Genomic DNA, 20,856 nt, shown 5'->3' on the forward strand with positions numbered 1-20,856 from the left:
GCGAAGGTGCTAGTATAAATCACCTTTCTACTTTCTTCACTCCACCGTGTTTAAAATTGCACTTCATATTTGAATCCAGGAACAACAAAATAAAAACTTCAATAAAATCAATACCTTTTCTGACTGATTTTTAGCAAAAACAACTTGCATAAAAATCAACCAAGACTGTTTAGTTTGTCTTGTTCTGGCGCCCAAATATGCCGACAACAGAGTATTGATTTTATTATTTTTTTATTTTAAAATAAAAAAACTTACTCAAACCAAATCATTGACGCCATCCGCCCTGTTTTATTTTCCCGACGGTATGAAAAAAACTTATCTTGTTCAGTATAAGTACAAAAATCCCCTCCAAAAATCTTAATTACTCCCATTGCCTGTAAGCGTTGTTTAGCAATTAAGTAAAGGTCAGCTAGATATTTTTGTTCAGCAGGGTTGATTAATTTAAAGGCAATTTTTGCATTGCGGTCGATTTTTTCAAATTGTTCCTTAACGTCAATACCAACCTCGAATTTTTTGGCACTGATCGCTGGCCCAAGCCATACGATAATGTTTGACGGTGGCGAGACAAATTTTTTGACGGTTTCTTCCAGTATTCCGTTACATAATCCTCGCCAGCCGGCATGTGCTGCCGCAACTTCGTCACCATTAGTTGTACAAAACAAGACTGGCATACAATCGGCAGTAAGTACTACGCTCACTTGTTTGGGTTGATGAGTATAAGATGCGTCGGCTTCTATTGTTTGGTTAGGAATATTGCCTGTTGCTGTTTGTAAAGCAATTTGCGATATATCCAGCGCTATGGTGCTGTGTGTTTGAGTTAGCCAATAAGGTTCGCTGGGTATCTGTTCGGTTTGTATTAGGCGCTGGCGGTTTTGCGCTATGTGTTCTAAATTGTCGCCTGTTCGACTCCCCATATTTAAGCTCGCAAATGGTGCCATACTAACACCGCCTGTTCGTGTTGTGGTGAGGGCATGGACGTTTTTAGGTGCTGTCCAATATGGGTAAATCGATTTTATCATGTTGGTTACCAGTCTAGTTCATCTTTGTGCTGTTCAGTATCTTCTTGCAAGGCTTGAATTAACGTTTGCATGTCTTGCGGTATTGGTGCATTCCATTGCATGAGTTCTCCTGTAATAGGATGATACAGGCGTAACATGGTGGCATGTAATGCTTGGCGATCAAAGTCACGCAAGGTTTGAATAAACAATTCACTTGCGCCTTTGGGCGGCCTTGGGCGCCCACCATAAAGTGGATCGCCAATTAATGGATGGGCAATATGTGCCATATGTACACGAATTTGGTGAGTACGACCTGTTTCTAAGCGTAAGCGTAATCGGGTATGTAAGCGGTACTTTTCCATCACTCGATAGTGTGTAACCGCAGGTTTGCCGGTTGGGAATACTGCCATGTGGGTACGTTTGGTTGGGTGCCGAGTGATGGGTTGATCTACTGTGCCCCCTGCTGTAATGATGCCCATAGCAACTGCTTCATATTCACGGGTGATTTCACGGTGTTGGAGTGCATCAACTAAATGAGTTTGGGCATTAATGGTTTTAGCAACAACCATAAGGCCAGTGGTATCTTTGTCCAGTCGATGAACAATACCAGCACGCGGTACACGCGCGATGTTAGGATGATAATGTAATAAAGCATTTAATACCGTACCATCCGGATTACCTGCACCGGGGTGTACGACTAAATCACGCGGTTTGTTGATAACTAATATATCGTCATCTTCATAAACAATATCAAGTTTTATATCTTCAGGTTGGTGATAGGTTTCTTCTTCGATTTCGGCATTAATTGTGATTTTTTCACCACCTAAAACCCTTTCTTTGGGTTTGTTAACTATATTGTTGTTAACAGTGACTTTGTTATTGACGATCCAATCTTTTATTCTTGATCGTGAATAATCAGGGAAAAGCTCTGACAAAGCTTGATCTAAGCGCATCCCTAATTGGTGTTGTTCAATTTCGGTTGATAATTTTAACTCATGCATGTGTAATTTATCTATTTTAAGCTGTTTTGTTTTAGAGTATTATATACCAATCATCGCCTTTTATGTTTAATTATATTTGGATTGAAAACTGAATGAAATTGCGCTTACACTCTTTGTTAGCTATCGCTTTAACTGGCATGCTAATTGGTTGTACTTCTTCTAAGCCAGATGTTGAAAATGTACCCGAAATTGAGCTTTACAATAAAGCTAAATCAGAGCTTGAAAATGGGAATATAAAATCCAGTATTAAAGTATTAGAGTCCATGGATAAAAATTATCCATTTGGTCCTTATTCACAACAAGTGCAACTCGATTTGATTTATGCTTATTATAAGTCTGCCGATTTGCCATTGGCGATTGCCTCAATTGACCGATTTTTAAAGTTGAATCCGACACATCAAAATATTGACTGGGTTATTTATATGCGTGGCCTTTCAAATATGGCGCAAGATGACAATATGATCCAAGGTTGGTTTAATGTTGATCGTTCAGATCGCGATGCTGATTACGCAGCAGCTGCGTTTAAGGATTTTACCTATTTAGTGTCTAGCTTCCCTAGTAGCCAGTACGCCGCCGATGCACAAAAACGTCTTATATTTTTGAAAAACAGATTAGCTCGCTATCAGCTAAAAGTAGCTCAATTTTATACTAAACGTGGCGCTTATGTAGCAGTAATTAACCGTGTGACTGACATGCTATCGACGTTCCCAGATACCGATTCAACAAAAGAAGCGTTGCTATTAATGCGTAATGCTTATAATGAATTAGGGTTAGTCAACGAAACACAAAAAGTCGATCAACTAATTCAAGCCAATCTTGAAAACATGCCAAAAGAAGAGCAACGTTCATTTTTATCACGCTTCACTAGCGTTTTTAATGGCGGTTAGGCTGTTTTAGATTTGACTTCCAACCATTAATAATTCTGCATAATATAATTGCTATTTAAGTTTGATTAAATGGCAATTAATTAGCAAATTAAAATGGAACATTGTTAGCTGAAGCTTTACAAAATATTAATTCCATTGTTGTCGATATTAGAAAAAACAATATGTGGAATACAAAAGCTATTATCTCATACTCTATAGCCATATTTTAAACTAACTCTTGATTCACATATCGTTTGTAAAACGTGTCAATAACCAATACAATTAGCAACATATTTTTATTAGCAATAATAGATAGGACATTAACTCGTCATGCAAGAACAATACCGCCCAGATGAAATCGAAGCCACTGTGCAAAAACATTGGCAAGAAAATAAAACCTTTCACGTTACCGAAGATCCATCAAAAGAAAAATATTACTGCTTATCGATGCTACCTTACCCGTCTGGGCGTTTGCATCTTGGTCATGTTCGCAATTACACCATTGGTGATACCATTTCACGTTACCAACGTTTAAATGGTAAAAATGTACTACAACCAATTGGTTGGGATGCGTTTGGCTTACCTGCTGAAGGGGCTGCTGTTAAAAATAATACTGCACCGGCAAAATGGACATACGAAAATATTGCCTATATGAAAAAGCAATTGCAGCTTTTAGGCTTCGGTTATGATTGGGATCGCGAAGTAACAACTTGCCGTCCAGAATATTATAAATGGGAACAATGGTTTTTTACCAAGTTATACGAAAAAGGTCTAGTTTATAAAAAAACATCCGCAGTTAACTGGTGTCCAAATGACCAAACCGTACTTGCTAATGAGCAAGTGGTTGAAGGTTGCTGTTGGCGTTGTAGTACCCCCGTTGAACGTAAAGAGATCCCACAGTGGTTTATTAAAATCACCGAATATGCCGAAGAGCTACTTAATGATTTAGATACCTTAGAGAGCTGGCCAGAACAAGTTAAAACTATGCAACGTAACTGGATTGGTCGTTCTGAAGGGGTTGAATTTGATTTTGCTGTTGAAAATTATACCGATAAATTACGCGTTTATACAACGCGCCCTGATACTTTAATGGGGGTTAGCTTTGTGTCGGTTGCAGCAGAACATCCACTTGCACAATTAGCTGCAAAAAATGATGCAAAAATTGCCGAGTTTGTTGCCGAATGTAAAAACACCAAAACTGCCGAAGCCGATATGGCAACAATGGAAAAGAAAGGCATTGCAACTGGTTTTTATGCTATCCATCCGTTAACAGGCAAGAAAGTCCCTGTTTGGATTGCTAACTTTGTATTAATTGAATATGGCACTGGTGCCGTCATGGCCGTGCCGGGGCACGATGAGCGCGATTATGAATTTGCCTCAAAATATAATTTACCAATTAATCCTGTTATATTAACTCAAGACGGCAACGCGCCAGACTTGTCTGAAAAAGCATATACCGAGCATGGCAAATTATTTAATTCTGGCGAGTTTGATGGTCTGGATTTTGATCAAGCGTTTAATGCTGTTGCTGATAAATTAATTGCGTTAGGTATTGGTCAACGAAAAGTTAATTACCGTTTGCGTGATTGGGGCGTCTCGCGCCAACGTTATTGGGGTGCGCCTATCCCAATGGTGACACTTGAAGACGGTACAACTATTCCAACACCAGAAGATCAGTTACCGGTTATTTTGCCAGAAGACGTCGAAATGAACGGTATCACTAGTCCAATTAAGGCCGATCCTAACTGGGCAAAAACCACGGTAAACGGTCAGCCCGCTCTGCGTGAAACCGATACGTTTGACACCTTTATGGAGTCATCTTGGTATTATGCCCGTTATACTTGTCCACAATATGACAAAGGTATGTTAGACGAAAAAGCTGCTAACTATTGGTTGCCTGTAGATCAATATGTCGGTGGTATTGAACATGCGATTATGCATTTACTTTATTTTAGATTTTTCCATAAATTAATGCGTGATTTTGGTTTAGTTTCGTCCGATGAGCCAGCAAAACGCTTACTATGCCAAGGCATGGTATTAGCCGATGCGTTTTATTACACCAGTCCAACCAATGAACGCATTTGGGTTTCACCAACCGAAGTCACTATTGAACGTGATGAAAAAGGTCGCATTGCTAAAGCCGTTGACAAACATGGCAATGAGCTAGTCCATGCGGGTATGACAAAAATGTCAAAATCCAAAAATAATGGTATTGACCCGCAAGAAATGGTTGAAAAATATGGTGCTGATACTGTTCGATTGTTTATGATGTTTGCTTCGCCAGCGGATATGACATTGGAATGGCAAGAGTCTGGTGTTGAAGGTGCTAACCGATTTATTAAACGTGTATGGCGTTTAGTTTATGAACATGCTCAAAAAGGTCAAACCACTCAGCTTGATGTTACAGCTTTAGATAGTGAACAAAAATCATTACGCCGTGAGCTACATAAAACCATTGCAAAAGTGAGTGATGATATTGGACGTCGCCAAACGTTTAACACCGCTATTGCCGCTGTGATGGAGTTTATGAACCGCTTACAAAAAGCACCACAAGAAACCGAGCAAGATCGTGCTCTCATGAGTGAAGCATTAAATGCGATTGTGCGTTTGCTTTACCCTATGATGCCACACGCTTGTTTTGTTATGTGGCAAGCTTTAGGTCATAGCGAATCAATTGATAACACAACTTGGCCTGTTGCTGACCAATCAGCAATGATTGAGGACGAAAAACTTATTGTTGTACAAATCAACGGTAAAGTCCGCGGTAAATTTACAGTGCCAGCTGATGCCGATCAAGATTTTGTTGTGTCACAAGCTAAACAAGAACCTAATATTCAAAAATACTTGAGCGACGTTACTATCCGTAAAGTAATTTACGTGCCGGGTAAATTATTAAATCTTGTTGTGGGTTAAGATGGTTTGATAACTAAATTTAGGCGGTTATAGATATGAAAAAGTATTTAGCATTATTTATGTTATTAGCGATATCCTTAACAGGATGTGGATTTCACTTACAGCATGAGACAGAAGTCCCAACACGGTTTAAGACAATGTCTTATACTAGCTATGACCCTTATGGGCGATTGTCTCGTAATATTAAAGAGTTATTGCTCGACAATAAAGTGACATTAACCGCTAATAATGCTACAAACTCTGTGCCATCGTTAAGAATGCTAAGTGAAAATCTAAGCCGCAATACCATTTCAATTTATCAAGATGGTAAAGCAGCCGAATATCAATTAGTGTTAACTGTTGAAGCGCAAGTAGTTATTGCAGGTCAACAGATATATCCAATCAATGTTCGTGTATTTAGAACGTTTTTTGATAATCCATCAGAAGCATTGGCAAAAACAGTCGAGCAAGATTTGATCGAAGATGAGATGTTCAAGCAAGCCGCTAAACAAGTCATCCGTAAATTAAAATCGATTGATGCGGTAAATTAACGTTGTCATGATAAAAATTAATGCCGATCAAATTAGCCATAAATTAGGATCACCCTATTATTTGATTTTAGGTAGTGATCCTTATTTACAACATTATGTCCAAACAGAATTACGAAAATCTTTTATTCATGCTGGATTTGATGAACAACTGACGTTTGTGATCGATAATCAAACCGACTGGACAGCGATTTTAGATAGCTGTCAAGCGATGAATCTTTTCTCTAGCCAAACCTTGATTTTTCTTGATTTTGGTGAGAGTGCATTAAATGCTAGTATCACCGCCAAGCTCAATACATTAAGCGAAGTTTTAACGCCTGATATTGCACTGGTAATTAGCCTTAATAAAATCACAAAATCGCAAGAAAATGCCGCTTGGTATAAGGCACTATCAGATAAGCTTGTGGTTGTTAACTGTGTTACACCTGATACGTTACATTTACCGCAATGGATTAAAAATCATTTGCAACAGCAACAAATGACCATTGAGCCTAAAGCAATAGAACTGCTTTGTTATTATTATGAAGGTAATTTGCTGGCACTAACACAGATTATTGCACAGTTAAAGTTGCTATATCCTGATCAAAACATTTCTTATGATGAAGTTGAAAGCAATATTAACGATTCGGCTATATTTACCCCCTTTCATTGGACTGATGCAATGATTGCTAATAAAACTAAACGGGCTATTCATATTTTACAACAGTTAAAGATGAATGAGTTTGAACCGTTATTTTTATTGCGGATTATTCAACGTGAGTTGATATTACTGATTAATTTAAAAAAAGGTTCACAACAAAAATCACTAAAACAAGTTTTTGATGAGTACAAAGTCTGGCAAAACAAAAGAACCATTTATACCAATTATCTAAACCGTTTCGATCTAAAAAGTCTGTTTAATATACTAGCAAAACTGACCGAAATCGAAATCAGCTTAAAACATGATAATCAAGCGCGGATATGGGATGCCATGTTTAGTTTATCAATGCAGTTTATGGGATTAGATAAATGTTAACTGCGTTATTAGGGGGAACTTTTGATCCGATCCATTATGGACACCTTCGCCCTGCTATTTCATTAGCTAGCGAAGTGGGGTTAAAGCAAATTAATTTATTGCCCAACCATATTCCCCCCCATAAATCACAACCTGAAGCAAGTACTGAGCAACGTTTAGCGATGATAAAATTAGCTATTGAAGATTTGCCGTTATTTGCATTAGATGTAAGAGAGCTTTTACCTAAAGCATCAACCCGTCCTTCATACACCATCGAAACGCTTCGAGCATGGCGACAAGAAAATGGGAATAGTGAAGGATTAGCATTTATTATGGGTCAAGATTCATTATTGAGTTTACCAACGTGGCATAAATGGAAAACATTACTTAATTACTGCCACTTGCTAATTTGCCGTAGGCCCGGTTATGCTGAGAACACTGATAATATTGAGCTAAAACAATGGATTGATGAAAATCAAACCCAAAACGTTCAAGATTTACATGATTTACCGCAAGGGCATATCTTTTTTGCGCACACCCCACTTGAGGATATTTCAGCGACTGAAATCAGGCAAAATATCAACAATCAAGCCTGCTGTGAAAATCTATTGCCCCCAAAAGTATGGCATTATATTCATCAGCAAGGGCTTTATAACGCAAAGAAATAATATAAAGGGCTTTACATCTGACAGTTTTTTCGGCATTATTTCGCCGCTGTGTTTATATATTTTAAATTCAGTTTTTTTGTGTTTATACTTAACTTTACTAAATCATAAAATAAAACACGAATAAGATGGCATTAAAGTGTCAGATTCTTGTTTTACTACTGCCTTAAGTATGGCAGCATGATAAACCAGTTGAGTATATTTAATTTGTATTTATTATTAAGAGGCCCCAATGGCAAAAGAAGATAACATTGAAATGCAAGGTACTATACTTGATACACTTCCAAACACGATGTTTCGTGTTGAACTTGAAAATGGTCATGTCGTTACTGCACATATTTCTGGTAAGATGCGAAAAAACTATATTCGTATTTTAACTGGCGACAAAGTTACTGTTGAAATGACCCCTTATGATCTGTCTAAAGCACGTATCATCTTCCGTAGTCGCTAATATCGTTATCAAAATAAACTATTAAAAATTATATAACAGTTTATTTCTCTCTTTTTTAATAAAAAAATCCGTCGACATTTGTCGACGGAAAAGTGAAGAATTGGAACTAAACTAGCGAATTAATCTTCTCTAGAAAAATCCATCTGTTTATATTTAACCCATTTTGTCTTTTTAACTATCTTGTAGCCAAAGTAAATCATTAAAAATAATGGGATACCAATATAGGTCGCGATAACACCTTTCCAATCAATGGTATCTTGCAAGAAAGCTTCGTAATTTTGACCAAGCGTAATAATTAAGCATAAGACAAAAGCGAAAATGGGACCAAATGGGAAAAAGCTTGATTTATATGGTAATTGATCAACATCATTACCTTGAATAAAGTAACCCTTTCTAAAACGATAATGGCTAATTGCAATACCTAGCCAAGCAATAAAGCCTGTCATACCTGACATATTAAGTAACCATAAATAAACAGCCTGATCTTTATACATCGAGGTTAAGAAACAAAGCATGGCCACAAATGTTGTTGCTAACAACGCAGCACGAGGCACACCTGACGATGATAATTTTGCAAAGATTTTAGGAGCTTTACCTTCTTTGGCAAGAGCATAAAGCATACGCGTTGAAGCATAGAGCCCTGAGTTACCGGCTGATAATACCGATGTTAAAATAACTGCATTCATAAATGCCGCCGCAGATAATAATCCCGCATTCTGGAATACTAGGGTAAACGGACTTACGCTAACGTCGGTTTCGTTATTACGCAACAAGTTAGGATCAGTATAAGGAATAATCATGCTGATAACAAAAATCGCAAGGATATAAAACAGTAGTATTCGCCAAAACACTTGGCGCATAGCTTTAGGTATGTTTTTTTCTGGATCTTTTGATTCACCAGCGGCAATACCAATAAGTTCCGTGCCTTGGAATGAAAATCCAACCACCATCGCCACACCAATCATTGCTGAAAATCCGCCAGCAAAAGGTGCTTCTTTGATAGTCCAATTTTGCCAACCAGCCCCTTCGACGCCTCGAAAGATGCCAATAATCATTAATAAACCAACTACAATAAAAATAACCACAGTAACAACTTTAATTAATGAAAACCAAAATTCTGCTTCACCAAAACCTTTAACTGAAATATAGTTTAAGCAAAAGATGATGCTTAAAAATAATAAGCTCCATAACCAACTATAAGGTCCTGCATCAAACCAATAAGAGATAACTAATTGAGCTGCAACTAAGTCTACAGCAACAGTAATTGCCCAGTTGTACCAATAGTTCCAACCAATGGCAAAACCAAACGCCTCATCGACATAACGTGAACCGTAAGTTGCAAAAGTACCTGAAACAGGCAAATAAGCTGCTAGCTCACCAAGGCTAGTCATTAAAAAATATACCATCACACCTATAATGGCATACGAAAGCAATGCACCTCCAGGACCTGCCTGAGCAACGGTTGCCCCAGATGCGACAAATAGCCCAGTTCCGATCGAGCCACCAATAGCAATCATGGCTAAATGGCGGGCTTTTAAATCTCGTTTTAATTTGTTTTTCATAATTATTTTCTTCTGTCTAAAGAGATTAAGTTTGATAATAAAAGTAATCACTAAATTAATATGCTTATAAAACTACATGTAACGACCAATCAAACTTAAAAAGTATTGATATCTATCATTGAATAATGAAGTGCGGGGGAGTTTATCAAAAAAAATACTGTGCGAGATAAATAATTCTAATAATCGAACTGTTTTGTTAAATTTAAGCAATACTTAACCTTTAGTTAGCTGTTCTAATTGAGTTAAATAATTTAACGCTTGTATTCGATTATTACCACACATCTCGAAGCAGGGCTTCAATCGACCACAAACTGCAGGTCTTGATGGGTGCAAAAATAATTTACATTGATAATTATTATCTAAATGAATACAAGCAACGCCAGCTGGTTTCCCTTTAGGCATACCGGGAATAGTTGATGAAATTGATGGTGCAATACAACAAGCACCACAATTTTGCCTGCATTTGAATAAATCTGCCATAGTTTTTCTTTAATTTAAGGCGCTTGAATAAATTTTGATGGTGACAATAGCAAGTTAGCGGTAAAATAGCGAGCTAATTTTTAACTCTTTTATTAATTGTAAAGAATAAATACTATGGCTAAAGCAAATGAAATAAAACGTGGCGATGCCGTCACTTATAATGGTAAATTATTACTAGTTAAAGATATTGATGTTCAAAGTCCAAGTGCTCGTGGCGCAAGTACACTTTATAAAATGCGTTTTACCGATGTCAAAAATGGCGGTAAAGTTGAAGAGCGTTTTAAAGGTGATGATATCCTCGAAACGATTGAACTATCACGCCGTCCAGTTAGTTTTTCGTATATTGATGGCGATGAATATGTGTTTATGGATAACGAAGATTACACTCCGTATATCTTCAAAAAAGAGCAAATTGAAGATGAATTACTGTTTATTCCAGAAGGTGGCATGAATGGTATTCAGGTGCTAATGGCGGATGGTGAAGTGCTTGCTTTGGAATTACCACAAACAGTTGATCTAGAAATTGTTGAAACATCGCCAAGTATAAAAGGTGCTTCAGCCAGTGCGCGAACCAAACCAGCTACTTTATCAACCGGACTTGTTATTCAAGTTCCTGAATATATTGATAACCACGAAAAAGTTAAAATTCATATTGCTGAACGCCGTTATATGAGTCGTGCCGAGTAACCAATAAAACTGTAATGAATATATATAATCAAAATAAACTACACAAACGATTGCGTCGCTTAACTGGCGAGGCAATCGCTGACTTTAATATGATCGAAGCAGGTGATCGTATTATGGTCTGCTTATCAGGCGGTAAAGATAGTTATACTTTGCTTGATATTCTTATTAACCTGAAAATCAGTGCTCCAATAAACTTCGATTTAATAGCCGTTAATTTAGATCAAAAACAACCGGGGTTTCCTGAACATGTATTGCCACAGTACCTGCAATCATTAGGCATTGAGTATAAAATTGTTCAAGAAAACACTTACGGTATTGTTAAAGAAAAAATACCTGAAGGTAAAACAACCTGTTCGCTTTGCTCTCGCTTACGCCGTGGAATATTATATCGCACAGCCACCGAGCTTGGTGCAACAAAAATTGCCCTTGGACATCATCGTGATGATATTTTAGAAACACTGTTTTTGAATATGTTCTATGGCGGTAAACTCAAAGCAATGCCACCGAAGCTAATGAATGACTCAGGCGAACATATCATTATCCGACCACTAGCTTATTGCAAAGAAAAAGACATCGCCAAATATGCTGAAATTAAACAATTTCCGATTATTCCTTGTAATCTTTGTGGTTCACAACCCAACTTACAAAGACAAGTAATTAAAGAAATGCTCAATGAATGGGATAAAAAGTTCCCCGGACGCATTGAAACCATGTTCCGAGCAACACAAAACATCACCCTATCCCATCTGTGTGATACCAATTTATTTGATTTCAAAGGGATTAAAAAAGGTGATCTTGCCGTTAATGGTGGCGATATCGCTTTTGACCGCGAAGATATGACGCCAACCGTTGGCTTTGATGCTTCCGAGCTTGAAGAACAAGATATGATTTTATGGAAAGAAGCAAAATAGCTAATCCAATCAATAAAGTTTATTGTTCCGCTAAATAACTTTCAAAATCAACCCAGTCTCAAAAGTTATCGGTGAATTTTTTTTAATTCACCGATAATATTCCCTCCTCCCTAAAATTTATGATCTTGCTCACGCATTAGTAAAAAATCACGTTTTTTTATTGTAGAATTATGTATCGTAAAATAAAATTGAAACGTTCCAATTTTAATAAATAGATAAAAACAAAACTCGATAATGGCAAACTAAACTTATAGGAGAACAATGTGAAACTACAATTTTTGGGAACGGCTGCATCTGAAGGTATTCCCAATCCTTTTTGTAAATGCCAAATATGCGAAAAATCACGCATTATAAAAGGAAAAAACATACGCACGCGTAGTTCTGTTGTCATTGATGACATAATGCAAATTGATTTTGCTCCAGAATTTAGCTATCAAGTGATGCGTGAAAATATTGATGTCACAAAAATAAAAGATCTGCTGTTCACTCATACTCACCCTGATCACTTCAATGTAGGGGATTTGTTTAGCCGTATGGTGGACTATGGATTTAATATCACTCATCCACTTTATGTGTACGGTAATGATATTGCAATCAATGGTTGCTTAGATGTATTACCAGGATATAGCCATGAACGTTTTGTGTTCAACTTATTAGTGCCATATCAATCTGTTATAACATCGGCCGGATATACAGTTACACCACTACTGGCTAATCATGCTAAATGGGAATTTTGCTATATCTATTTAATTGAAAAAGACGGCAAAACCATACTTCACGGTCATGATTCGGGATATTTCCCTGAACTAACTTGGCAATGGCTAAAAAATAGTGGTAAAAAAATCGATTTAGCGATTTTTGAGTGTACTTATGGATATAAACAAAATGATCGTACTAATAATCATATGAGTATTGAATCAGTAATATCGGCACAAAAACGAATGCTTGATGAAGGCATTTTTCATAGTAGTACGCAACTCATCACTTCTCATCACTCTCACAGCAGTGGCTTTATGCACGATGAATTAGTTGAGATTTTTAAACCTTACAATATTGAAGTTGCTTACGACGGCTTAATAAAAATAATTTAATAGGGAACTTACTATGTTCAAAATACCTCGTTTACTGATAATGATGTTTTTACAATATTTTGTGCAAGGTGCATGGAATATGGTTATTGGTGCGGTACTTGCCGCTTATGAGTTAAAAGAGATCGTTGGTTCAACTTATTCTGTATTAGGAATTGCAACCATTATTTCACCACTATTTATTGGTATGATTGCAGATCGATTTATTGCCTCACAGAAGATGATGGGGATACTACACATTATTAATGCAGGTGTACTATTTTTAATTCCTACTTTTGTTGAAAGTAGCAATACTGTTGGCTTTTTAATTATGATCTTTATTGTTGGATTACTCTTTTACCCAACTACGGCGTTAGCCAATAGTGTCAGTTTTAGGCATATTGATGGTGTACGTTGGTTCCCGATCATTCGTGTGTTTGGCACCATTGGTTTTATGGTTGTCGGTTTTATTCTTGGCTATACTGGTTTTTCAAAATCAATTAACTCATTTTTACTTGCAGCTGTAGCTTCGATCGTATACGGTGTTTATTGCTTTACCCTACCAAACACGCCACCAACAAGCAAAAATAAGAAATTTTCAATCCGCGATGCACTGTGTTTAGATGCATTATCATTATTTAAAGATAAATATTTCACCATCTTTATGTTATCAACCTTTATATTGATGATAACAAAAACTGCTTATAGTGCTTACTTGCCGGTATATTTACCAGTACTTGGGCTTGAACCAGCATCAATGATGCAAATTGCTATCGCTACCGAAGTTTTATTTATGTTCCTTTTATCGTTCTTATTGGGACACTTTGGTTTTAAAAAGATTATTTTGTTCGGTGCCATTTGCTGGGTAATTCGTAGTTTAATGTTATCTCTCGCTGCGACTACTGATAGTAGTACGCTCTTTTATGTTATTGGTGCTTTATTGTTACAAGGAGCTTGCTGGGACTTCTTTTTTACCGCAGGAGATATTTATGTCGATAAAAAAGCAGGTCCTGAAATTAAAGCTCAAGCTCAAGGTTTACGTCTTATTATATCCAATGGGTTTGGTCTATTTATGGCGGCATCAGTATGCGGATTTATCAATAACCGAGTAGTTACAGCAAAAACCTTACCAAATGCAGGTCCACAATGGCAAGAGTTTTGGATCTACCCAGCTGCTGTAGCCGCTGTCGTTGCTGTTGGTTTTTGGTTTTTCTTTAGAGATAAAGATATTATTACAACATCTAAAACCACTTCATAATTAAAACACAATAAATAAAGTAAATATTGATATAACAAATGCCATACTGCTAATAATATTAACCTTATTAGCAGTATTCTTTTTTTATATGAGAGTTAATTTTTAAAACAACCTGCTCGGAACTATATTGTCCTTTAATCCACTTTGATAAATAATGACCAATAATATGTTCAATATGCCTTAAATTAATAGCTTGATTACCTATATAGTTTTCTCGTTTTCCATTGGCATACTGTAATTGTGCTAATTTCAACCAAGGATAACCTTTTATAATACGTTGGTTTTGAAGAATACTATTTTGTGCGGTTGTACCGCCTAATAATGCAATTTGCTCACTGATTTCTTTAGAATAAATCCAATCAAAAAATAGTGTCGCCGAAACTGTTTTTTTACTATATTTTGAAATACCTAATGAGCCACCACCAAATAATGGGCTATTACCAGGCACTTGAGCATACCCCACTAATGGCAAAATATTTCGATGATTGATATAACTGAATAAATTAACATAGACCATTATCATAGCCAACCGACCTTGCTCAAATTGATTAACTGACTCTTGCCACCATGCCGTATCTACTTTGTTTGCAATCTGCATAAAAGACTGTAATTGCGTCAATGTTTCAATAGCTATTGGACAATCCAAACCTAATTGTTGGTTGCTAAATAGCTCACCTCCCTGAGCGTAATAACGTACTAGAAATTCAGATGCAATAATTTCGTCATTACCTAAGGTTATGCAACTACCAAATTCTATTGGTGATTCAGGATTTTGTGCTTGGTTAAAAAAGCTAGCAATTTGATTAAATTGTTTAAAATCAACGGGTACACCTAAATGTTGACGATATTTTTCAAAATAGGATCGTTTAATTAAGGGATCTTCAAACAGATCTTTACGATAAAATAACATCTGTACGCTGGGATCAAAAGGCAGTGCATAAGCCGTATTATCCACATAACTATATCGTTTAACAATTTCAGGTAAATAGCGACTGAATAAATTAGTTAAGTTAAGATTTAAATCAGATAATGGTTTAAATACCTTTGGGGCAAACCAAGGTAATCCTGCCATATCAATACGAATAATATCAAATTGTTTATATTGTTCAAGCTCATTAAGGATATGATAAATTTTATCAAACGGTTCGATAATTAAATTAACTTTTATTCCGCTCATTTTTTCAAAATGTGGAAGTAACTTTTTTACAGCCTCGGTTGATGGACTAGGTATAATTAATACATTGATTTGCTCATTGCTATTAAATTTGGTATTAGCAACCTGATCAGACAATAAGAAAAAGCCTTTATTATCTAATTTAGAAACTGGCTCTCCTTTGATTAAGCTAATGATTTGCTGGCTTAACATACCATAATTCATATGATATTGATAAAAATTGTTTTCATAAAAAAAACTATCATCAGTAAGCGTATAAATAGGAGGACAAAGTTGCAAGCTACCAAAATAACTAGCATTCCGTAAATAACGCGCACGCTCAATATCCATGGTAATAAGCGCATCAAAAGGTTCAGATTCTTTTGTAAAAAAACTGAAAGACAAATTATAAGTCGTATTTGACGGAATTGATTCAATACTTTTTAATTCAATAGGATAATGTTGTGCATTAAAAGCTTTTTGCAGACCTTTTTTAAAAGATTGTGCATGAGTATGATGATCAGAATTACTCAGTAAACCAATACGTTTATAATCATGTTTCATTATCTCATTAGCAATATCAGCGCCAGCCTTCTCATAATCCAACGTAATAAATTGCACAGCCGATTCAGGTTGGCGATAAACAAAAATAATTTTTTCTTTAGCTATTTTTATTTTTTGGTAATAACTATTGGCATTGTCTAAAGAACTAACGGCTATCACTGCATAATCGCGCTTAACAGCTATCTGTTCAATAAGTTTTTGTTCTAGCTCTCTGGAATCATAAGTTAGATATAACGTTAGTTCATAACCAAGCTGATTTAAATCATGAAATAACCCATCATAAAGATTAGCATATTGTTGAGATGAGATATTAGGCAAAACAACCGAAATCGTCTTTGCCGCACCTTCTTTTAGTATTTTTGCTTGTAAGTTAAGCTGATACCCTAGCTTTTGAGCAGCATCTTCCACTAATTTAATTTTTTTAACACTAACATTCCCACGACCATTAAGTACATTTGAAACCGTACCATGTGATACCCCTGCTTGTTTAGCTATATCTTTGATCGTTGTCATTTAGTTTTAAACTCCAAAAATTAAACAAGTTCTTTGCAAATTAAATTATTAACACCAAATATCAGGTTAACCACTTTTGCCAGCTCTGGTTAACAATATACCTTTCTTGTTTAAAACACGAGCTCTCAACCGTACTCGGTAAAACTTGCAGTGCTAATTGATGGATTTCGTTACGCATATCAATATAAGCTTTAGTTAACTGCTGGGCTTCTTCGTTATCCATAATTTGGTAATTTGCCGCGAGTTCTAAAATACGAACATTATCGCTCCATGTTGTCATCTTAGGATATTGATAAGCATAATTAAGCACCAGATATTGCGATAAAAACTCAATATCACCAATACCACCCTCATCAATTTTTAAGTTAAATAAATTGTTTTGAGTGCTACCTAAATGTACTCTCATTTTTTCACGCATTTCACGCACTTCTTTTTTTAATACAACTTCATCACGCTTTTTACAAAGTACATTATGCCGAATTTGGTTAAAGCGTTTGATTAATTCACCTTCACCATATACAGCTCGAGCACGTACTAAGGCTTGATGCTCCCATGTCCAAGCTTCATTCATTTGGTAATCTTCAAACGAATCTAAACTACAAGCAAGAAGCCCTGCATCGCCTTGAGGACGAAGTCTAACATCAACTTCATATAAAATACCAAAGCTAGTACGCACATTAAATAGATGGATGATACGTTGCACAAGGCGTAAATAAAATTGACGACTGTCGATCTGCTTATCACCATTGGTCACACTATTAGCTGGGCAATTATGTAAAAAGACTAAATCAAGGTCCGAACCATAACCCAATTCCCAGCCACCTAATTTACCATAGGCAACCACAACTAGTCCTTTATCATTATCGGCTAAATATTCCGGTCTTCCATAACGAGTAACCATTTGATTCCAAGCCATTTGTACCACAAAATCTAATAAGGATTCAGCCACATAAGTTAGATGATCGCTAACTTTCATCGTGGTTAACACATGCTCAACATCAGCGGCGGCGATATGCAGTAATTGCATCTGCTTAAATTGGCGTAATGCTTCAAGCTGTTGCTCCTCATCATCCAACTGAATGCGTAATAAATACTGATAAAGCTGACTTTTATACTCATTAGGTGCAACGGTTTGGTACAGCGAATTGATATCAATAAGCTCATCTAACAATATAGGATAATGAGCAAGTTGATCGCTAATCATTGGCGATGCGCTACATAGACGAATTAATTGCTTTAAAGCGGTTGAATATTCAAGTAACAGCTCTAAATAAGTGGTACGACTTACAATATTCACTAGCAATGGCAAAATCCTTGCTAGCACCATTGTTGCTTGCTTTTCGCTACAGACAGATTCTAACAAGCGTGGCATTAACTGATCGAGGATTTCACGCCCCCGTACGCCAATGGTACGTTTACCTATATCATCACGAAATTGCACTAACATTTGGTAGATCTGCGTAACTTCTGTTTCTGAATAGGTAGGTAATATTACACTAACATCGCTTATTTGAAGATCAGGCACCCAAAGATCGTCAAATTGATCGTTATAAGGCTTGGAGGTTGAGGTAGATTCTGATTCGTTTTCGCCAATAAGTTCATTAAAAATTTGGCGATTATATTCCATCCGTCCTGATAAATCTTTTTCAAAATCATGCCAATTGCCAAACCCCATACTGGTGGCTAAGCGAATTTGATCAAGTGCATCGTCTGGTAATGTTTGAGTCTGTTCGTCGGCAATGGCTTGTAGAAGATTTTCACAACGGCGCAAAAATAGATAATTTTCTCGTAACAATGATACTTCGTTCGATGCAAGTAGCGATTCTTGCTCAATAACATTTAGCGCATTTAATAGCGAACGAGTTTGTAACCCCACCACTCGCCCACCGCGAATAAGTTGAAACACCTGTACAATAAACTCTATTTCACGAATGCCACCAGCGCCAAGCTTGATATTATTTTTTAAACCACGGCGACGCACTTCACGTTCAATCATACTTTTCATATTACGCAATGATTGTAAAACACTAAAGTCAATATAGCGGCGATAAACAAAAGGCTTCAGCATTTGATACAGTTCACATACATAAGGGGCGCTCTGATCGCCAAGTACTTTGGCTTTAACCATGGCATAACGTTCCCAATCTCGCCCTTGTTCTTGATAATAATCCTCCATGGCAGAAAAACTAAGCACCAAAGGCCCACCATCGCCAAGCGGACGCAAGCGCATATCAACACGATAAACAAAGCCATCTTCAGTGATCTGATCGAGCGATTTAATTAAGCGTTGACCTAATCGAGTAAAAAAGACAGCATTATCAAGCTCCCGTCGACCGCCTTGGGTTTGCCCATGCTCGGGATAAGTAAAAATCAAGTCAATATCGGACGAAAAGTTCAGCTCCCCACCACCTAATTTCCCCATACCTAAAATCAGCAAAGGTTGCGCTTGGCCTTGAGCATTGCAAGGTGTTCCCCACTCTTTGCAACTCAGTTCGTACAACCAATTACGCGCGGTGACAATGATCACTTCGGCCAATTCGGTCAGTTGCAATAAAATCTGCTCATCATTGCTTATTCGAGCCAATTGTGACCACGCAAGGCGCACCAGCATAAAATGTCGAAATAACCGCAGTTTTTTCATAAAAATAGCTTCATCGGTCACATCTGCCAATTGCGCATCTAACCAAGATTGATAAAATGGCCTTTCATCTGCTTGTGGTGGATTTTGTACTATGTCAGCAAACCAGTTAGGGAATCGAGTAAAAGCATCAACCAAAAAATCACTCTGCACCAAAACATCTAGGTGAGCTTGCACTTGCTCTAGATTGCATTGTTGAAGTTGAGTGGTAACTTTTTGCTTTTGTTGTTCAAACAAAGAAGAAAACGACGAGTTAAATTCTGACATAGGCAAGCTCTCTTAGAAATTAGTACTCAAAATAGCATCAGCACAACAAAGTTATATTATAAATGACTTTTGCTACTGATATAGTTATTCCTACAAATAATGCATACTGGCTATCAGCATCAATTTTAATTTGGTATTTATCTCACTAAAAGCAAACGCTTTTATTGAACTAACAGATAATAATGCCGTTTGCCATTGGGCAAATTCCGGTTCGTGAGATAGCGGTTGATTGGTTAACTGATCATTTACCTGATTTAAGATTTGCAGGTAGTATGCTAAATCACCCACTTCTAACGCATATTCTTCATTTTGTTGCCAAAACTCAAGCAACTCAGCTAAATCACATTGGCTTGACAGCGCATAAACGCATTTTTTAGGTGCCAGATTGTTCAGTAATCGATAACCTCTAGAAGCTTTACTTTGTGAAAATAGATGCAAATTAAATCGACTTAGCTCAATAGCAAAATTCAGTAAATCTTGTTTATTACCTAGTTTGATTTCCAGTTCAACTTCTTTAATGGGGATAGACTGATTATTTGAGCTAATTTGCCCTTGATCTAACGCGACTTCAATTTCGCTATTAGCAAACGAAATTAACCACGCTTGTCGTTCAAAATTGGTAGTAAATAAGGGTTGTAAATCTCGTTGTAGCTGAGCAACATCACAGCCATTTGGCAATGCATGGCAAGGTAATACGGTTAAATCGGGGACAGAATCAGGTAAATCAACATTAAATTCTGCACGCTCATGCAACCCCGCAATCGATTTTTTGTCACGTTTTAATGTGATTTCAAAACGCTTCACTAAACCATCATCACTCCCTCTTACGCGAAGTCCACAACCATGATTACGTAAATAATGATCGTTGGTATCATAATAAGTATTGGTTAAATTTAGCTTTGTAAAACTTCGTTTTGTTGATGATATTGCCGAAAACTCGGCTTCGTCACAATCTGACCATTGATCTAAAAAAGATTTAAAACTAGCAATATCGCTGGTATTGATTTCAAACTTTAATTCGATTTCGTTACTCATTGTTCTGTTTTATATTGGTTATTTTGCTATATCATATATTGAATAATTTAAGAAATATACTTAAACATACATTAAGTGTGAGGGGTGGATGTTTGTGGTTTTGGTGTTCAAAATAGCAATAGTGAGTGTGTTTAAGTCAGGGAATTGGCGATTCCCTGATGATTTGCGCTTTGGTTGTTCTGTCGGAATGAGAAGAATAAAATAATTAATTGTTTTTTTATAAAAAACCTGGATTCAAACATGAAGTGCAATTTTAAACACGGTGGAGTGAAGAAAGTAGAAAGGTGATTTATACTAGCTCCTTCG

At 36.7% G+C, this 20,856-nt stretch carries 17 protein-coding genes; 10 read left to right on the forward strand and 7 right to left on the reverse strand.

Features of this window, described 5'->3' with window-relative positions; genetic code table 11:
* Nucleotides 1–251: 251 nt before the first annotated feature.
* Nucleotides 252–1,016: a peptidoglycan editing factor PgeF gene (gene pgeF, locus GQ598_RS10195; RefSeq protein ID WP_160404039.1), complete on the reverse strand. Its 765-nt coding sequence runs from the start codon at nt 1,014–1,016 to the stop codon at nt 252–254.
* A gap of 8 nt (nt 1,017–1,024) precedes the next feature.
* A complete protein-coding gene (rluD, locus tag GQ598_RS10200; RefSeq protein WP_160404028.1) occupies nt 1,025–1,999 on the reverse strand; it encodes a 23S rRNA pseudouridine(1911/1915/1917) synthase RluD in 975 nt (324 codons plus the stop codon).
* A gap of 92 nt (nt 2,000–2,091) precedes the next feature.
* Here rluD and bamD point away from each other — a divergent pair, with 92 nt between their 5' ends.
* From bamD to infA, 6 genes are all read left to right on the forward strand, one after another.
* Entirely contained in the window at nt 2,092–2,886 is a 795-nt protein-coding gene (bamD, locus tag GQ598_RS10205) for an outer membrane protein assembly factor BamD (protein ID WP_160404029.1), read from the forward strand.
* 309 nt (nt 2,887–3,195) lie between these two features.
* Entirely contained in the window at nt 3,196–5,778 is a 2,583-nt protein-coding gene (gene leuS / locus GQ598_RS10210; RefSeq protein WP_160404030.1) for a leucine--tRNA ligase, read from the forward strand.
* 35 nt (nt 5,779–5,813) lie between these two features.
* Nucleotides 5,814–6,308, forward strand: a complete 495-nt coding sequence (lptE, locus tag GQ598_RS10215) for an LPS assembly lipoprotein LptE (RefSeq protein ID WP_091349423.1) — start codon at nt 5,814–5,816, stop codon at nt 6,306–6,308.
* A 7-nt stretch (nt 6,309–6,315) separates the two neighbouring features.
* On the forward strand, nt 6,316–7,320 hold the full coding sequence (gene holA, locus GQ598_RS10220; protein WP_160404031.1) for a DNA polymerase III subunit delta: 1,005 nt from the start codon (nt 6,316–6,318) through the stop codon (nt 7,318–7,320).
* Nucleotides 7,314–7,967: a nicotinate-nucleotide adenylyltransferase gene (gene nadD, locus GQ598_RS10225; protein WP_160404032.1), complete on the forward strand. Its 654-nt coding sequence runs from the start codon at nt 7,314–7,316 to the stop codon at nt 7,965–7,967. Before holA ends, nadD begins: the two co-directional genes overlap by 7 nt.
* A 229-nt stretch (nt 7,968–8,196) precedes the next feature.
* Nucleotides 8,197–8,415 carry a translation initiation factor IF-1 gene (infA, locus tag GQ598_RS10230; RefSeq protein ID WP_025315083.1) on the forward strand — a complete coding sequence of 73 codons (219 nt, stop codon included), beginning with the start codon at nt 8,197–8,199 and terminating at the stop codon, nt 8,413–8,415.
* A 119-nt stretch (nt 8,416–8,534) separates the two neighbouring features.
* On the opposite strand, the gene GQ598_RS10235 is transcribed toward infA, so the two are convergent.
* Nucleotides 8,535–9,983, reverse strand: coding sequence for an amino acid permease (locus GQ598_RS10235; protein ID WP_370516549.1), 1,449 nt, complete (start codon nt 9,981–9,983; stop codon nt 8,535–8,537).
* A 207-nt stretch (nt 9,984–10,190) separates the two neighbouring features.
* Nucleotides 10,191–10,457 carry a YkgJ family cysteine cluster protein gene (locus GQ598_RS10240; protein WP_160404034.1) on the reverse strand — a complete coding sequence of 89 codons (267 nt, stop codon included), beginning with the start codon at nt 10,455–10,457 and terminating at the stop codon, nt 10,191–10,193.
* Between the two features lie 114 nt (nt 10,458–10,571).
* On the opposite strand from GQ598_RS10240, the gene yeiP reads away from it, so the two are divergent.
* From yeiP to GQ598_RS10260, 4 genes are all read left to right on the forward strand, one after another.
* On the forward strand, nt 10,572–11,144 hold the full coding sequence (yeiP, locus tag GQ598_RS10245) for an elongation factor P-like protein YeiP (protein ID WP_085246635.1): 573 nt from the start codon (nt 10,572–10,574) through the stop codon (nt 11,142–11,144).
* A 14-nt stretch (nt 11,145–11,158) separates the two neighbouring features.
* Nucleotides 11,159–12,055, forward strand: a complete 897-nt coding sequence (ttcA, locus tag GQ598_RS10250; protein ID WP_091349412.1) for a tRNA 2-thiocytidine(32) synthetase TtcA — start codon at nt 11,159–11,161, stop codon at nt 12,053–12,055.
* Between the two features lie 263 nt (nt 12,056–12,318).
* The gene (locus GQ598_RS10255; RefSeq protein WP_091349410.1) at nt 12,319–13,146 is read left to right on the forward strand and encodes an MBL fold metallo-hydrolase; all 828 of its coding nucleotides are present in this window, start codon (nt 12,319–12,321) and stop codon (nt 13,144–13,146) included.
* A gap of 13 nt (nt 13,147–13,159) precedes the next feature.
* On the forward strand, nt 13,160–14,380 hold the full coding sequence (locus GQ598_RS10260; RefSeq protein WP_160404035.1) for an MFS transporter: 1,221 nt from the start codon (nt 13,160–13,162) through the stop codon (nt 14,378–14,380).
* A 67-nt stretch (nt 14,381–14,447) separates the two neighbouring features.
* Here the strand turns inward: GQ598_RS10260 and GQ598_RS10265 are convergent, their stop codons facing one another.
* The 3 genes from GQ598_RS10265 to GQ598_RS10275 all read right to left on the reverse strand — a co-directional run bounded on the left by GQ598_RS10265 (nt 14,448) and on the right by GQ598_RS10275 (nt 20,550).
* Complete coding sequence (locus GQ598_RS10265) at nt 14,448–16,610, reverse strand: extracellular solute-binding protein (protein WP_160404036.1); 2,163 nt, start codon at nt 16,608–16,610, stop codon at nt 14,448–14,450.
* A 61-nt stretch (nt 16,611–16,671) separates the two neighbouring features.
* Nucleotides 16,672–19,515 carry a bifunctional [glutamate--ammonia ligase]-adenylyl-L-tyrosine phosphorylase/[glutamate--ammonia-ligase] adenylyltransferase gene (glnE, locus tag GQ598_RS10270; RefSeq protein ID WP_160404037.1) on the reverse strand — a complete coding sequence of 948 codons (2,844 nt, stop codon included), beginning with the start codon at nt 19,513–19,515 and terminating at the stop codon, nt 16,672–16,674.
* A 90-nt stretch (nt 19,516–19,605) separates the two neighbouring features.
* On the reverse strand, nt 19,606–20,550 hold the full coding sequence (locus tag GQ598_RS10275) for an inorganic triphosphatase (RefSeq protein ID WP_160404038.1): 945 nt from the start codon (nt 20,548–20,550) through the stop codon (nt 19,606–19,608).
* Between the last annotated feature and the right edge of the window lie 306 nt (nt 20,551–20,856).

Origin of the sequence: Gilliamella sp. Pas-s95 (genome assembly GCF_009795795.1) — a bacterium.
Taxonomy (GTDB): domain Bacteria; phylum Pseudomonadota; class Gammaproteobacteria; order Enterobacterales; family Orbaceae; genus Gilliamella; species Gilliamella bombicola.